Raw genomic sequence first — 15811 nt, 5'->3', positions numbered from 1 at the left:
TGTTTTCACAATTCCGATTCTTATTTATACAATTTGGTCTAGTGTTTTTCTGTCCCAATTACCTAAGCTTTTATAAGTACTCATAGACATTCCTGTAACTGTTTTAAACTGGCGAGCCAAATGGCTACTTGTTTTATAATTTAAGCTATAGGCTATTTCAGAAAAATTTAGTTGTCCTAACTGTATGTATTCTTTTACTTTTTCAATTTTTAGGTTGATGGTATATTTCTCTAACGTTATACCTTCAGACTTACTAAAAAGCTTACTTAATGCAGTTTCTGTTTTACCAAATTCTTTGGCTAGTGATTGAAAAATGTGTGCTGTTTCGCCGCTTTCAATCTTATTAATTATAGCAACTTTAAGTTGTTCTATTAAAGTATCTGTCTCGCTTTCTATTATTTCAAAACCTGTTTTAGCAAGCACTTTACTTAGGTTTTTAAAACTACTTTCTATTCCTTTTGTTGCTATTACTTTACCTAGCTCAACAGACTCTACCACAAAACCTTCTGCATTAAAAATATCTAAAACCGAAGCTATACAGCGGTTACAAACCATATTTTTTATATAAAAAGTATCTTGCATAAGTAAAGCTTTGTGTAATTAAATTAATGTAGCTTTTATTTAAAAAAACAACATAAAAAAAATACACAAATGAGCAATTTACAGCTGCTACAATGGTGTATTTTTTTGTAATGAAATCATTGTAAACAATGCGTCAAAATTACTTAAAAAAAAGAATTACTAGTGTTACAACACTCTTAAAACAATACTTTTTAAGTTTTACATTTAGCTTTTAAAACGATTGTGGGCTTCTTTCTCTAACTCCTCTCTAAAATTAGGATGCGCAATAGAAATTAATGCCTTTGCTCTTTCTTGTAAATTTTTACCGTATAAATTAACTACTCCGTATTCTGTGGCTACATAATGTACGTGAGCACGTGTTGTAGTAACGCCCGCTCCTTGTTTTAAAAACGGTGTTATTTTAGAAATACCTTTAGCAGTAATAGATGGCATTGCAAAGATAGGCTTACCTCCTTTAGATAAAGATGCTCCGCGTATAAAATCCATTTGTCCGCCTACACCAGAATATTGCCTACTACCAATAGTGTCTGCACAAATTTGACCCGTAAGATCTATTTCTATAGCACTATTAATTGCTGTAACCTTAGGATTTCTGCGTATGATAGAAGTATCATTAGTATAAGCAGCTTCTTTAAAATGCACCAATGGGTTATCGTCTACAAAGTCATATAATTTTTGAGATCCTACAGCAAAACAAGTTACAATTTTCCCGTGTTTTACAGCTTTGTCCTCACCTGTAACTACTCCGCTTTCTATTAAAGGTAACACACCATCAGAAAACATTTCTGTATGTATACCCAAACGTTTGTGATTACCTAAATTACTTAATACAGCATTTGGTATATTACCTATGCCCATTTGCAATGTTGCCCCATCTTCTATTAAACCTGCAACGTGTTTTCCTATCTCTTGTTCTATGTTAGATATTGGTGTAATACCGTGCGTATGTATTGGTGTATTAACCTCAACAGCACAGTCTATATCTCTTATGTGAATAATACCATCGCCGTGAGTTCTGGGCACGCAAGGGTTTATTTGTGCTATCACTTTTTTAGCCGTTTGTATAGCTGGCAATGTAATATCTACCGACACACCCAAAGAGCAATAGCCGTGTTTATCTGGTGGTGATACTTGCACAACAGCAACATCTAACGGAAGAATTCCGTTTCTAAACAATAGGTTTATTTCGCTTAAAAAAATTGGAATATAATCTCCCTGTGTAGTGTTTATTAATTGCCTAACATTGCTACCAACAAAGCAACTATTCATTTTAAAACTATTGCTATATGGCTCTTGTGCATACTTTGCCTCACCTTCTGTGTGTATAGATACAATTTCTACATTTTCTAATTCTTCATACCTATTACACAAAGCATCTATTAATACATTAGGAGTCATTGCAGCCCCTTGTAAAAATACTCTATTACCAGATTGTATAGATTTTGCGGCTTGCGCTGCAGAAACAATATTCATAAAATTAAATTTTAATAATTAGTGACATTCCATAGTTGTAGAAACCATTTCTACAACTGGTTTAGGAGATATGTAAGGAATACCAAGACCTAGACCTCTAAGTATAAAAAGCACACCTATTACAACCACAAAAACAGGAATTAATTGCTGAACTTTTTTACGTGCTACACCTTTTAACATTCCGCCAAAATAAACGGCAATTGTCATAAGTGGTATGGTGCCAGCTCCAAAAATAACCATATATAAAGAGCCTTGCGCTGCGTTACCCATTGCAATAGCACCAAACAATGCCATATATACTAAGCCGCAAGGTAAAAATCCGTTTAAAAAACCAATGGTTAAAAACGTGTCTGGAGTTCTTTTTTTTAGCTCTTTTCCTAATCTAGATTTTACTTTAGATATAAGTTTATAAATAGGTTTAGACACATTGTATTTTTGCAATTTTTTAGATGGAATTAAGACGATAACAATCATTAAAACTCCAATAGCTATTGACAATTTTTGTTGCAAACCAAAAACATATAAGCCTTTACCTAACAAACCAAAAACTAGCCCTATTAATCCGTAAGCAAGCAACCTACCAAAATGATAAATAAATATCTGAATTGTTTTTTTAAACTTACTATGTCTATCTACAGGTAACATAAAAGCTATGGGTCCGCACATACCAACACAGTGCAAACTTCCCATTAACCCTAATATAAAAGCAGATAGCAACATACTTAATACGTTATACTTTGTTTATGTAAATATTCTTCTTTGTTATACTGCCAAGCAATTTTAATGTCCCATCGACCATCTAACAAACGTTTGTCAGGTATGAGCAAATGTGTTTTGGATAAACTTATGGGTAAGCTAAAATCCAATTGCTTATTAGATGGTCTGTATAGGGACACTTTGCCTGTTATTTTTTGAGACTCTTGGTCTTTAGGAAAATTAATTAGTAGTCCGTCTTCCGTTTGTTCTATAGTTAGTTTATGAGTTAGTTTATATGCATTAGTAACATCATTAATCTCTTTTTGATAACCTAGCTCTGCCTTATAATACTCCTCTGTAACCAAATCATGTTTAGCTCTGTTTTCAGAATTCATTCTAACAACAAAATATAATATAAAGCTAATGAAGCCTATAAATGCTAGTACAACTCCTGTTCCCCAATTTATTTTCATAATTTATTTTTTTATTTATAGCTTCTTGGTGCTAAAAAGCGAGCTGTAGTAGTTTCTACTAGTTCTCCTTTGCTGTACACACCAATTTTTAGCTTGTCTTTATCGCCATTTAAAGCCGCATTATTTATCTCTATAAACAATGTACCTTCTGCTAGTTCTTGCGCTGGTACTTTAAAGTTTTTATTTGTAACCAGCTTTATAGTTCCTTTGTGAGAAAGCAACTTAAAGCTAACATCATCTACATCTTCTGTTGTTTTGTTTACTAATTTAAAAGTATATACATTACTAATTATATTCCCTTCTTTATGCTCGTATAACTGACCTGGAAGTCTTAAAATATTTGCTTCTAAATCGTTTCTTAAAAACAACATTCCTATAAGCAACCCTATTAAAATAACCAATACAGCAGTATAACCTTTAAGTCTAGGTGTAAACTTAAACTTAGCCTTTTTCTCTATATTATCTTCACTTGCATACCTAATTAGACCTTTTGGCAAGTTTACTTTTTCCATAATAGTATCGCACTCATCTATACAAGCAGTACAATTAACACACTCTAGTTGTGTACCATTTCTAATATCTATACCAGTTGGGCAAACATTTACACATTGTGCACAGTCTATACAATCTCCGTGACCAAGTGCAGAACGGTCTTCGTTTTTTCTAAACTTTTTTCTACCTTTTTCTCCTTCTCCTCTTTTATGATCATAGGCAACTACAATAGATTTATTATCTAAAAGTACACCTTGCATACGCCCATATGGACAAGCTATAATACAAACTTGCTCTCTAAACCAAGCAAAAACAAAATAAAAAACAGCTGTAAAAATCAACAATGAAATCATTGTGCTGGTATGCAAAAATGGTCCGTCTGTAATATATTTTATTAAAGTATCACTACTAATTAAATATGCTAAAAACACATTAGCTATAATAAATGAAATGATAAAAAAGATAACCCATTTGGTTACTCTTTTTCTAATTTTAACAGCATCCCACTTTTGCTTATCTAAACGCATTTGTGCACCACGGTCACCCTCTATCCAATATTCTATTCTACGGAAAACCATTTCTAAGAATATGGTTTGTGGACACATCCAACCACAAAAAATACGCCCAAAAGCAACTGTAAATAAGGCTATAAAAACAACGCCAATAATCATTGATATTACTACCAAATGAAAATCTTGCGGCCAAAAAGGAAAACCAAATATATTAAAACGACGATCTACAACATTAAATAATATAAACTGGTTGCCATTTATTTTTATAAAAGGAGATACTAGCAAAAATAACAGTAATGAGTAACTAACTAATTTGCGATAATTGTAAAATTTACCACTAGGTTTTTTAGGAAAAACCCAAGCTCTTTTACCGTCAGTATCTATTGTACCAATAGAATCCCTAAACTTTTCATCTGCAGCCATTTTTGTTATTTTTACTAGTAATAATACTCCTTTATTTACTCTCTTCTGTTGGTTCTGGTTTCCAGATATCTCCTTGCGGTTCTTTAGGACTAGCTGGTGTTGTACCTTGTAATGTTAAAACATAACTTGCTACTTGTGCACGCTCTAAAGGTTTTAATATTTGTTTCCAAGCAACCATACCTTTACCGTCTCTACCACCTTCTGATATAGTGTTAAAAACATTTTTTATACCACCGCCTAAAAGCCAATATTCATCTGTAAGGTTAGGCCCTATACCACCACCACCATCTATAATATGACAAGCAACACAACTGGTTTCGTATATTTTTTTACCTGCCTTAATATCTGCAGCATCTGTTAGCACCTCTACAGTATTAACATCCACTAAGCCTTTAGCTGTTTTTTTGTATTCTTCTATTTCTATTTTGGCAGCAGCAACATCTTGCTCATATTCTAAAGCTTGGTCATAATCATTAAACACATGAAACCTTGCTAAATACACCACACCAAATATGATACCTGCATAAAAAAGGTACACCCACCAAGGTGGTAAATTATTATCTAACTCTTGTATACCATCATAATTATGATCTAAAATTATTTCATGCTCTTCTTCCATAGGTTTAGAACCTAATAGTTTAGCATATACTCTTTTACCCCATTTCCACTCAAACTTTTTAGTATCATCTTGTAAATACTTCTGTTTTGCTTCTTCTGGTAAGGTCTGAAACATTACATTCTCTATAGACCTAACAATTACTTCTGATGCTATTAAGATTAATAATACTAGTACTAAAAAACCTAAAACAATTGGGTAAGCAATAAACGCTGGTTGGTCACCAGAGTCTATAAAGTATTCCATCAATCCAAAAACGATAAAGAAAACTAGAGGTATCCTTATCCACCAAGGTGTCATATTTTTCATAGTATTATTCTTTTGTTAGGTTGGTTTTATCATCATCTTCTAGAGGTATATTACTTACCTCTTTAATATGCTCTTTTGTTGCTGTAAACACCCACCAGAAAAGTATGGTGAAAAACACAAAAAATATAAGTAGCGATATCATAGGATAGGTTGCTATACCTTCCATACTCTCCATATGACCTTTTATAAACTTTAGCATAATTTTATTTTTTAGCGGTTGTTTCTTCTGAGTTTTTTATTTTAATATCTGTACCTAAACGCTGTAAGTAAGCTATTAGAGATACTATTTCTCTGTCTCTCATTTCTACAAAAGGTTCGCCGTTATTTTTAGCATATTTTTTATCTGCTTCATAACTTTTTGCAAAATCTGGATCTGAATACAAGTTTTTCTCAATTTTAGTAGCCTGTACATCCATAGATTTTTCTGCGTTAGCAATATCTTCTTCTGTATATGGTACTCCAAGGGTTACCATTGCTTCCATTTTAGCTTTAATATTACTTCTATCGTGCTCATTACGAACAAGCCATTGGTAAGCTGGCATTATAGAACCAGATGAGGTACTTTGCGGATCATACATATGGTTTAAGTGCCAATTGTCTGAGTATTTACCTCCTACTCTTAACAAATCTGGACCAGTACGCTTACTACCCCATAAAAATGGATGATCATATACAAATTCTCCTGCTTTAGCATACTCGCCATAACGCTCTACCTCTCCTCTAAACGGACGTACCATTTGTGAGTGACAGCCCACACAACCTTCTCTTATATATAAATCTCTACCCTCTAACTCTAAAGGTGTATATGGTTTTACACTAGTTATGGTTGGTATATTAGATTTTACCAAAATAGTTGGTATAATTTGTACTATACCACCAATTAAAATAGCTACAGTTGCCAATATTGTTAACTGTACTGGTTTGCGCTCTAACCAAGAGTGGTATGTTTCTCCTTTTGTTCTTTTTTTAGATACTCTGGTAAGTGGAGCAGCTTCTGCTAACTCATCCTCTACTTTTTGTCCAGAACTCACTGTTTTAAACACGTTAAATAACATAATAAATGCACCTAATATGTACATACTACCACCAATTGCACGCATCCAATACATTGGTATAATTTCTTTTACAGTTTCTAAAAAGTTACCGTAAACCAACGTACCATCTGGGTTAAAATCCTCCCACATTAAAGCTTGTGTAAAACCTGCTACATACATTGGTAATGCATATAAAATAATACCCAAAGTACCAATCCAGAAATGTGCATTAGCTAAACCTGTAGAGTGTAATTTTGTTTTAAACATTTTTGGTACCAACCAGTAGATCATACCAAAAGTTAAAAATCCGTTCCAAGCTAAAGCACCAACATGTACGTGCGCAATAATCCAGTCACTAAAATGCGCAATTGCATTTACATTTTTCAATGACAACATAGGACCTTCAAAAGTTGCCATACCGTAACCAGTAATAGCTACTACCATAAATTTAAGTGTAGGGTCTGTACGTACTTTATCCCAAGCCCCACGCAAGGTCAAAAGTCCGTTTATCATACCTCCCCATGAAGGAGCAAGTAACATAATAGAAAACGCTACACCTAGATTTTGTGCCCAATCTGGTAAAGAAGAGTACAATAAATGGTGTGGTCCTGCCCAGATATATATAAATATTAAAGACCAAAAGTGTACAATAGACAACCTGTAAGAATACACAGGCCTGTTTGCTGCTTTAGGAACAAAATAATACATTAAGCCCAAAAAAGGTGTTGTTAAGAAAAATGCAACAGCATTGTGTCCGTACCACCATTGCACTAAGGCATCTTGCACACCGGCATAAACAGAATAACTTTTTAATCCGCTTACTGGCAATTCCAAACTGTTAAAAATATGTAATACAGCTACAGTAACAAATGTTGCCAAGTAAAACCAAATTGCAACATATAAGTGTCTTTGTCTTCTACGTAGCATTGTACCAATAAGGTTCCAACCAAAAGCTACCCAAACTACTGCAATAGCAATATCTATTGGCCACTCTAGTTCTGCATACTCTTTAGATGTACTATACCCTAATGGTAAAGTTATAGCTGCAGCAACAATTATAGCTTGCCAACCCCAAAAGTTAAAATTACTTAACCCATCACTAAACATACGTGCCTTTAACAAACGCTGCGTAGAGTAATATACTCCCGCAAAAATAGCATTACCTACAAAGGCAAAAATTACTGCATTTGTGTGTAGTGGTCTTAACCTACCAAAACTTAACCATGAAATACCATCGGTTAAATTTGGAAAAAGAAACATAAAGGCCAATAACAGACCCACTGACATACCTACAATACCCCAAAATATTGTAGCGTAGAGAAATTTCTTTACGATTTTGTTATCGTAATAAAACTGTTGTACTTCCATAATTTAATTCATCTTAGTTTGTTCGATTTTTTTATTCTCTAGAGTTTTAGAGCTCTTTTTTACTAGTTCATCTTCAAAAAGCATACGTACAGACGGTGTATAAGAATCATCATACTGACCACTCTTTACCGATACTATAAATGCTACAAAGAAAAACAGCGCTACTACAATACTTATAGTTAGCAACACATAAATTACACTCATACCTACCTGAATTTATAAGACAAAAGTAACGGCAATGCATTTTATAGAATATGATATATATCATACTTTACAGAAATACAGAAAAAATATATGCACTCTAAAAACTGTTAAGGTTACAGTGTAAATGTGCCCATCATTTAAAAGCTAGTATATTTGAAAAATCATTTAAAAAAAGAGAACTATAATGAAGTTATTGAAAAATACATTTTTTATTGGATTACTAATTTTTATACAGCAAGCTAACGCACAACAATTTGATTTAAGTGGAGAGTTAAAACCCCGATTTGAATACAGAAATGGCTATAGCACTTTAAATTCTGATGCTGTAGATCCTGCTTCTTTTGTATCGCAAAGAACAAGGCTAAATTTTGCTTATAAAAGCGAAGAGTTTAATGCCTTTGTAGCTGCACAAAATGTTAGAGTTTGGGGAGACAGAGCTACTTTAGCTACCACAGATGAAAACGGAATTACACTACAACAAGCTTGGGCAGAAGTTACCACTGGGAAATTTAGTTTTAAATTAGGTAGACAAGAAATTGCTTACGACGCGGAACGTATTTTTGGCGGTGCTAACTGGAACCAACAAGGGCGTAGCCACGATGCCTTTAAAATAAAATTTATGGCAGATGCTAATAACAGAATAGATGTTGGCTTTGCTTTAAACGAGACTTCACAATCTATTTTTGAAGAAGAATACACGTTAAACAATTATAAAAACTTTCAGTACTTATGGTACAACACCAAATTTAACAAAGTTGGATTAAGCTTTTTATTTTTAAATACTGGTTTTGCTTTTGATGATAATAACGAACAAGAAATAGCATACAACCAAACTATAGGATTAACAACTGCTATAAATGAAAATAAATGGAGTGCAGATGCTTCTGTATACTACCAAACAGGAAAAATTGAAAATACAGATTTGTCTGCTTTAAATGCAAGTGCAAATTTTAGCTATAATTTAAATTCTGAATTTTTACTTGGTCTTGGCGCAGAGTATATGTCTGGTACAGATATGAATGAAACAAATGGCAACTTAAACTCTTTTACTCCTTGGTTTGGCACCAACCATAGGTACAATGGTATAATGGACTATTTTTATGTTGGCAACCATAGCAATTCTGTTGGCCTGGTAGATATTAATGCTAAGCTTAACTATTCTAAAAATAAATTCTCTGCTAATTTAGCGCCACACTTTTTTAGTTCTGCAGCTACTATTGTAAATACAAATGGTATAGAACAAGATAGTTATTTAGGTACAGAAATAGACCTTACTTTAGGTTACAAGGCATCAAAAAGTATTTTAATAAATGCTGGCTACTCACAAATGTTTGCTTCTGACTCTATGGAGATTATTAAAGGAGGAGACGCCTCCAAGACCAACAATTGGGCTTGGGCAATGATAACTTTTAAACCACATTTTTTAACTTATACCAAAAATTAATTACAGTAATTTTTAATCTATTTTAAGAACAGAGGAGCAACTATATACTTTATAAGTTGCTCCTTTTTTTATATCAGTTTTTTACCAACCAAATTAGTAGCTATAGTAGTAAATAAAACAATACTAATAGAACTTAAAGGCATTAAAATAGCTGCTATTACCGGCATTAACTGTCCTGTTGTAGCAAAATACAACCCAATTAAATTATATAATAAAGAAAACCCAAAACTAAGTTTTATAATTTTCATTGCACTTTTTGATGCTTTTATATATTGATATAGTTGTTTAAATTTTGATGCATCTAAAATACCATCACACGCAGGTGAAAATACATTTACATTTTCAGATATAGCAATGCCAACATCACTCTGTGCTAAAGCACCTGCATCATTTAAACCATCACCTACCATAAGTACTTTTTTTCCTTGCTTTTGCAAACTCTCAATAAAATCTAATTTATCTTCTGGTTTCTGATTAAAATATAGTGGTGTCAATTTAGGTAATAAAGCTTCTAACCTTTCTTTCTCACCTTCATTGTCTCCAGATAAAACGCCTAAATCTAGTGTTTTTTGCATTTTAGAAAATAACTTAGGCACACCATCTCTGTATTGGTTAGAAAAAACATATCGTCCTTTATAATCATCATTACTACTAATATACACCGCAGTGTTTTCTTGACCACTTACAGTCCCGTTTCCTGCAAAATTTGCAGAACCCACTTTTATATTATCATCTTCTAAAACACCAACTATACCTTTTCCTAAGTGCTCGTGGTATTCATCTAAAGTTAAAATATCTTGCTCTGCTAATAAATTGTAAAGTGTTCTACTTAAAGGATGGTTAGATGCTCTTAATGTATTTTTCAAAAGCGATTCTTCACTTGCGCTTAACGCTAGTCCCTCATAACTTGCTGTACTCTTTTGAGCAGTAGTTAGTGTTCCTGTTTTATCAAAAATAGCAGTGGTTAACTGTGCCAATTGCTCTATAGTCTGCGTATTTTTTAAATAAAACTTTTTACGCCCAAAAATGCGTAACATATTACCTAATGTAAAAGGTGCCGCTAATGCAATTGCACAAGGACACGCAATTATTAAAACCGCAGTAAATACATTCATAGCTCTACTACTATCTATAAACATCCAAATAAATGTAGCTATAAAGGCAATACTTAAAACAGCTATTGTAAAACGTTGACTTATTTTATCTGTAATGGTTTGGAACTTGCTTGTTTTATCTTCAGAAAAAACAGAATTTCCCCACAGTTGCGTTAAATAACTTTGCGATACAGACTTTAAAGCTTCCATTTCTATTGCGCCTTGCAACTGCTTGCCACCTGCTAAAATTTTATCTCCACTTGCTTTTTTAACAGCTTCAGACTCACCCGTTACAAAACTATAATCTATACGTGCATTGCCTTTTAACACAATACCATCTACTGGTATTAATTCTTCATTTCTAATTAAAAGTCGGTCTCCTTGCTTAATATCATAAACCTGTACTGTTTCTTCTTTTCCACCAGATAAAATTCTAGTTACCGCAATTGGAAAGTACGACTTATAATCGCGCTCAAAAGATAAAAATGAGTATGTTTTTTGCTGAAAAAATTTACCCAATAGTAGAAAAAATATTAATCCGGTTAAGCTATCAAAAAAACCAGTTCCCCAGTCAAAGGCAATTTCTAACGTACTACGTACAAAAAGCACTAAAACACCTAAAGCAATTGGGACATCTATATTTAATATTTTAGAAGAAATACTTTTATATGCTGATATTAAATAGTCTTGTGCAGAATAAAAAACAACAGGTAATGAAAAAGCAAACATTAACCACCTAAACACATTTTTATATTGGTCTAACCAAAACTCTTGTACCTCAAAATATTCTGGAAAAGACAAAAACATAACATTACCAAAAGCAAAGCCCGCAACCCCTAATTTATAAGTAAGACTACGGTCTACGTTTTTTTTACCTTTGTCATAATCATCTAAAGAAATATAAGGCTCGTAACCTATTTTTGCCAATAACATAACCAATTGCTTTAAGCTTAACTCATCTGGATTATATGCAATACGTACCATTTTTTTAGGAAAATCTACTTGAGAACTACTTACTGCTTTTTGTAATTTATTCAAGTTTTCTAACACCCAAATACAAGAGCTACAATGTATATGGGGTATGTAAAGATTTACTATTTGGTGTGTTTTTTCATTAAACTCTATAAGCTTCTCTAAAATCTCTGGAGTATCTAAAAAATTATATTTCCCCTCTACCTCATTTGGTGTTGCACCTGCTGCAGATTGCAGGTCATAGTAATATGACAAATCGTTAGATTCAAAAATCTCAAAGACTGTTTTACATCCATTACAACAAAAATTCTTATCTTTAAAAACAATGGGTAAGGTGTCACAGTCATCTCCGCAATGAAAACATTTTTCTTTAGTCATATTTGCAACTTATTAAGCTTAAAACAAAGGTCTATTAAAGCTGTATTTTAAAATATGACAAATGTCAGGTTTTGCTTATTGTAGATACCGTAAATTTGTTCTGTTAGGTAAAAACATTATTATGGGTAGGTGTGAAAATTGTATTATTCGTCAGTTTAATTCATTACGAGCTATGAGCAAGGATGAATTAAAAAAGGTATCTGACTCTAAAGTTTCTAAAACCTTTAAAAAAGGTGATGCAATTTTTGAAGAAGGAGATAGACTAGATGGTGTTTTTTGTGTTAGAGATGGTGTCTCTAAACTATCTAAATTAAGCTCTAACGGTAAAGACCAAATAATTAAACTTGCCACTAAAGGAGAAATATTGGGACAACGCTCTGTTATTGCTGAAGAATCTGCAAATTTAAGCGCAGTAGCCATTAAGGATATGGACCTTTGTTTTATTCCTAAAGAAAGTATTTTACACACATTAAATACCAATCCTAATTTTGCTGTTGAAGTACTACGTCATATGGCTAATGATTTAAGAGAGGCCGATGATGTTATCGTAAATATGTCTCAGAAAACAGTAAAACAACGTATTGCTGAAGCTTTTATTTACTTAAAAACCGAGTTTGGTGAAGACGAAAATGGGTTTTTACTACTAAGTTTAAGTAGAGAAGATATGAGTAATGTTGTTGGTACTGCAACAGAATCTACTATTAGAATTATATCAGAATTTAAAAAGAAAGGTATGATTGAAACTTCTGGCAAAAAAATACGCATTACAAACCTTGACAAACTACAAAACGTTGTAAGCGGTTTATAATATTTTATTACACACTTATTTTAAAACTGATAAATGTCATAGTTTACGGTTACAACTACTTCTATTTTTACATCAGATATTTTAATATAGTTTGATGAAAAATATACTTTTACCCACAGATTTTTCAGAAAATGCAACTAATGCAATTTCTTATGCTCTTGAGCTTTTTAAAAATGAAAGCTGCACTTTTCATATATTAAATACTTACGTGCCAGCCATACCACATAGCAGATTTATGGCAAAAAACTCTAAGACATTAGTTTTAGAGAAGGATACAGAAACGGCATCTAAAAATGGTTTAAAAAAAACAATAGAACATATAAACCTAAAACACAAAAATCCGCTACATAATTACAGTACTATTTCTTCTTTTGATTTGCTAACTCATGAAGTTATAGACATTATAAAAAAAGAACATATAGATTTTGTAATATCTGGTACAAAAGGCATAACTAATTTTAAGCGTGTATTTGTAGGTGCAAATACAATGAGAATTGTAAATGCTATTAAAGATTGTCCTGTATTAGCTATACCAAACAATTATAATTTTAAAAAACCAAAACAACTGGTTTTAGCTACAGATTTAAAAAGGAGTTTAAGTCCAGAAGCTTTACAAGCAATACTATTTATTGCACAAATGTACAATTCAACAGTACACATTCTTCATTTAAAAACTGATACTACTTTAGATGATTTTCAAAAATCAAATTTAAAAATTGTTCAAAACTGTTTAGCATCTGTACAACTAAAATTACACTTACTACCGTTCTACGCCAATAAATCAGAAATACTAAGTCAGTTTATAAAAGATTACGCAATAGATACTTTGGCTTTGGTTTATAACAACCGTAGCTATTTAGAAGAATTAATACAAGAACCTGTTTTACAACAAGCAGACCATCATACTAAAATTCCGTTATTGGTTTTACCTAGCTAACCATTAGCTATAAAAAAAAGCGAAAGACATATTTCTTTCGCTTTTTTCATTATTGTTATTTCTGATTAAAATCGCCACCTAACAAATGCTTCCATAGCTGCATAGCGAGCCATTCCCAACTGATCATAAATAGTTGCAGTTTCCTTATTACGATCTTCTGCTCTTTGCCAAAACTCTCTGCTATCTGCTCCCTGAAAAACTACACCATCTTTTTGAGATTGATGTTTAAAAATACCACGTCTTTTCTCTAATACCTGATCTGGCCCCATTGGCACAGCCATTTCTATTTCATCTATTCCCCACTCTTGCCAAGCGCCTCTGTATAACCAAACCCAACAATTACTCATATATGGTTCTGACTTTAATCTTTTTACTGCTTCAAAAATAGCATCTAAACATACTTTATGTGTTCCGTGTGGATCTGCTAAATCTCCTGCTGCATAAATTTGATGTGGTTGTATCTGCGCAATTAGATCCATTGTTAATTGTACATCATCCTCACCAACAGGATTTTTTTCTATAGCTCCCGTTTCATAAAAAGGAAGATTCATAAAATGAATTTGATCGTCATTTAAGCCTACAAAATGACTCGTAGCCCTTGCCTCTCCTTTTCTTATTAAACCTTTTATGTAACGTACCTCTTTAATATCTACTTCACTAGCTTTTTTATTGGCTAAAAACTTAGCAGCTTTAGCAAAAATCTCTTGTGCCTTTTTGTCTTCAATAGAAAATTTCTCATTATAATCGCATACAAAACTAGCAAAACGTAAAGCCTCATCATCTGCTACTGCTATATTGCCAGAGGTTTGATATGCTACGTGTACTTTATGACCTTGTTCTACCAATCGTTTAAAAGTGCCACCCATACTAATAATATCATCATCTGGGTGTGGACTAAAAATTAGTACTCGTTTTTTTTCTGGTGTGGCACGTTCTGGCCTGTTACTGTCATCTGCGTTAGGTTTACCTCCTGGCCAACCCGTAATTGTATTTTGTAGCTTATTAAATATTTTTATATTGATGTCGTAAGCTGGTCCAGCATCTGCTAACAAATCGCTCATACCATTTTCTATATAATCCGCATCTGTAAGCATTAAAATTGGCTTATTTAAGCGTAATGCTAAACCTAACACTGCCTTACGTATAAGTTTATCTGTCCACTCTACTTTTTCTACCAACCAAGGAGTATCTACTCTTGTTAGTTTAGAAGCCGCTTCTTTATCTAAAACAAAAACAGCATTATTATGTTCTTGTAAAAAAGACGCTGGTACTTTATTTGTTACTTCTCCTTCTACAGACTGAGCTATAATATTAGACTTACCCTCTCCCCAAGCCATTAGAATTACTCTTTTGGCTTCCATTATTTTTTTAACTCCTAATGTTATTGCTGTCCTTGGGGTATTGCTTAAACCTCCAAAATCTTTGCTTGCTGCAACTCTAGTAATATGATCTAATGCTACTAATCTAGTTTTAGAGTTTTGCAAAGACCCAGACTCATTAAACCCTATATGACCATTACCTCCTATACCCAAAATTTGTAGATCTAAACCACCAGCTGCTTCAATTTTAGATTCATAATCACTACAGTATTTAGAGATGTTTGTTTTGGTTAAAGTACCATCAGGAATATTATAATTTTCTGGTAAAATATCTACTTGGTCTAAAAGTAGTTCTTTCATAAACCTAACGTAGCTGTGTATAGAGTCTGGCTCCATAGGGTAATACTCATCTAAATTAAATGTAACTACGTTGTTAAAACTTAGCCCCTCTTCTTTATGTAGCCTCACTAATTCTGCATATAAACCTTTGGGCGTAGAGCCTGTAGCTAAACCCAATACACACCTTTTATTCTCTCTTTGTTTTTCTCTAATTAAATTTGCAATTTCATTTGCTACGGATTTTGATGCGTTTGTAGAGTTTTTAAAAACAACCGTATTTATATTTTCAAATCTTTTTTCAAAACCTGTAGCCTTATCAATATTACTTTTTAACATGC

The 15811-nt window shown here is 32.7% G+C and carries 14 protein-coding genes; 3 read left to right on the top strand and 11 right to left on the bottom strand.

The window, feature by feature from the left end; all coding sequences use genetic code 11:
* Positions 1-24 precede the first annotated feature (24 nt).
* The 9 genes from ABJD66_RS13130 to ccoS all read right to left on the bottom strand — a co-directional run bounded on the left by ABJD66_RS13130 (position 25) and on the right by ccoS (position 8182).
* A complete protein-coding gene (locus ABJD66_RS13130) occupies positions 25-582 on the bottom strand; it encodes a helix-turn-helix transcriptional regulator (protein WP_348132376.1) in 558 nt (185 codons plus the stop codon).
* 204 nt (positions 583-786) lie between these two features.
* Complete coding sequence (locus ABJD66_RS13125) at positions 787-2055, bottom strand: acetyl-CoA hydrolase/transferase C-terminal domain-containing protein (RefSeq protein ID WP_100893677.1); 1269 nt, start codon at positions 2053-2055, stop codon at positions 787-789.
* 18 nt (positions 2056-2073) lie between these two features.
* On the bottom strand, positions 2074-2775 hold the full coding sequence (locus ABJD66_RS13120; protein WP_100893678.1) for a sulfite exporter TauE/SafE family protein: 702 nt from the start codon (positions 2773-2775) through the stop codon (positions 2074-2076).
* Positions 2776-2777: 2 nt separating this feature from the next.
* The gene (locus ABJD66_RS13115; RefSeq protein WP_100893679.1) at positions 2778-3224 is read right to left on the bottom strand and encodes a FixH family protein; all 447 of its coding nucleotides are present in this window, start codon (positions 3222-3224) and stop codon (positions 2778-2780) included.
* An 11-nt stretch (positions 3225-3235) separates the two neighbouring features.
* The gene (gene ccoG, locus ABJD66_RS13110) at positions 3236-4651 is read right to left on the bottom strand and encodes a cytochrome c oxidase accessory protein CcoG (protein ID WP_348132371.1); all 1416 of its coding nucleotides are present in this window, start codon (positions 4649-4651) and stop codon (positions 3236-3238) included.
* Positions 4652-4682: 31 nt separating this feature from the next.
* Positions 4683-5576 carry a cbb3-type cytochrome c oxidase N-terminal domain-containing protein gene (locus ABJD66_RS13105; protein ID WP_348132368.1) on the bottom strand — a complete coding sequence of 298 codons (894 nt, stop codon included), beginning with the start codon at positions 5574-5576 and terminating at the stop codon, positions 4683-4685.
* Positions 5577-5580: 4 nt separating this feature from the next.
* Positions 5581-5775 (bottom strand): CcoQ/FixQ family Cbb3-type cytochrome c oxidase assembly chaperone, encoded by a 195-nt coding sequence (locus ABJD66_RS13100; RefSeq protein WP_077407023.1) that lies wholly within the window; start codon positions 5773-5775, stop codon positions 5581-5583.
* 4 nt (positions 5776-5779) lie between these two features.
* Entirely contained in the window at positions 5780-7978 is a 2199-nt protein-coding gene (gene ccoN, locus ABJD66_RS13095) for a cytochrome-c oxidase, cbb3-type subunit I (RefSeq protein ID WP_303540871.1), read from the bottom strand.
* Between the two features lie 3 nt (positions 7979-7981).
* Positions 7982-8182 carry a cbb3-type cytochrome oxidase assembly protein CcoS gene (ccoS, locus tag ABJD66_RS13090; protein WP_100893683.1) on the bottom strand — a complete coding sequence of 67 codons (201 nt, stop codon included), beginning with the start codon at positions 8180-8182 and terminating at the stop codon, positions 7982-7984.
* Positions 8183-8366: 184 nt separating this feature from the next.
* On the opposite strand from ccoS, the gene ABJD66_RS13085 reads away from it, so the two are divergent.
* Entirely contained in the window at positions 8367-9626 is a 1260-nt protein-coding gene (locus ABJD66_RS13085) for an alginate export family protein (RefSeq protein ID WP_348132363.1), read from the top strand.
* A gap of 68 nt (positions 9627-9694) precedes the next feature.
* Here ABJD66_RS13085 and ABJD66_RS13080 read toward each other — a convergent pair whose 3' ends face one another.
* Positions 9695-12070, bottom strand: coding sequence for a heavy metal translocating P-type ATPase metal-binding domain-containing protein (locus ABJD66_RS13080; protein WP_348132360.1), 2376 nt, complete (start codon positions 12068-12070; stop codon positions 9695-9697).
* Between the two features lie 121 nt (positions 12071-12191).
* Here ABJD66_RS13080 and ABJD66_RS13075 point away from each other — a divergent pair, with 121 nt between their 5' ends.
* Positions 12192-12878: a Crp/Fnr family transcriptional regulator gene (locus ABJD66_RS13075; protein ID WP_348132357.1), complete on the top strand. Its 687-nt coding sequence runs from the start codon at positions 12192-12194 to the stop codon at positions 12876-12878.
* A 94-nt stretch (positions 12879-12972) separates the two neighbouring features.
* Positions 12973-13815 (top strand): universal stress protein, encoded by an 843-nt coding sequence (locus ABJD66_RS13070; protein ID WP_348132354.1) that lies wholly within the window; start codon positions 12973-12975, stop codon positions 13813-13815.
* A gap of 65 nt (positions 13816-13880) precedes the next feature.
* On the opposite strand, the gene nagB is transcribed toward ABJD66_RS13070, so the two are convergent.
* Positions 13881-15809, bottom strand: coding sequence for a glucosamine-6-phosphate deaminase (gene nagB / locus ABJD66_RS13065; protein WP_348132352.1), 1929 nt, complete (start codon positions 15807-15809; stop codon positions 13881-13883).
* Between the last annotated feature and the right edge of the window lie 2 nt (positions 15810-15811).

Origin of the sequence: Cellulophaga sp., from assembly GCF_039943695.1 — a bacterium.
Lineage (GTDB): Bacteria > Bacteroidota > Bacteroidia > Flavobacteriales > Flavobacteriaceae > Cellulophaga.
This window is presented reverse-complemented; position numbering and strand designations above follow the sequence as displayed.

Coding starts and splice junctions, on each gene's coding strand:
- ABJD66_RS13130 (WP_348132376.1), bottom strand. CDS start 582: ATGCAAGATACTTTTTATATAAAAAATATGGTTTGTAACCGCTGTATA.
- ABJD66_RS13125 (WP_100893677.1), bottom strand. CDS start 2,055: ATGAATATTGTTTCTGCAGCGCAAGCCGCAAAATCTATACAATCTGGT.
- ABJD66_RS13120 (WP_100893678.1), bottom strand. CDS start 2,775: ATGTTGCTATCTGCTTTTATATTAGGGTTAATGGGAAGTTTGCACTGT.
- ABJD66_RS13115 (WP_100893679.1), bottom strand. CDS start 3,224: ATGAAAATAAATTGGGGAACAGGAGTTGTACTAGCATTTATAGGCTTC.
- ccoG (WP_348132371.1), bottom strand. CDS start 4,651: ATGGCTGCAGATGAAAAGTTTAGGGATTCTATTGGTACAATAGATACT.
- ABJD66_RS13105 (WP_348132368.1), bottom strand. CDS start 5,576: ATGAAAAATATGACACCTTGGTGGATAAGGATACCTCTAGTTTTCTTT.
- ABJD66_RS13100 (WP_077407023.1), bottom strand. CDS start 5,775: ATGCTAAAGTTTATAAAAGGTCATATGGAGAGTATGGAAGGTATAGCA.
- ccoN (WP_303540871.1), bottom strand. CDS start 7,978: ATGGAAGTACAACAGTTTTATTACGATAACAAAATCGTAAAGAAATTT.
- ccoS (WP_100893683.1), bottom strand. CDS start 8,182: ATGAGTGTAATTTATGTGTTGCTAACTATAAGTATTGTAGTAGCGCTG.
- ABJD66_RS13085 (WP_348132363.1), top strand. CDS start 8,367: ATGAAGTTATTGAAAAATACATTTTTTATTGGATTACTAATTTTTATA.
- ABJD66_RS13080 (WP_348132360.1), bottom strand. CDS start 12,070: ATGACTAAAGAAAAATGTTTTCATTGCGGAGATGACTGTGACACCTTA.
- ABJD66_RS13075 (WP_348132357.1), top strand. CDS start 12,192: ATGGGTAGGTGTGAAAATTGTATTATTCGTCAGTTTAATTCATTACGA.
- ABJD66_RS13070 (WP_348132354.1), top strand. CDS start 12,973: ATGAAAAATATACTTTTACCCACAGATTTTTCAGAAAATGCAACTAAT.
- nagB (WP_348132352.1), bottom strand. CDS start 15,809: ATGTTAAAAAGTAATATTGATAAGGCTACAGGTTTTGAAAAAAGATTT.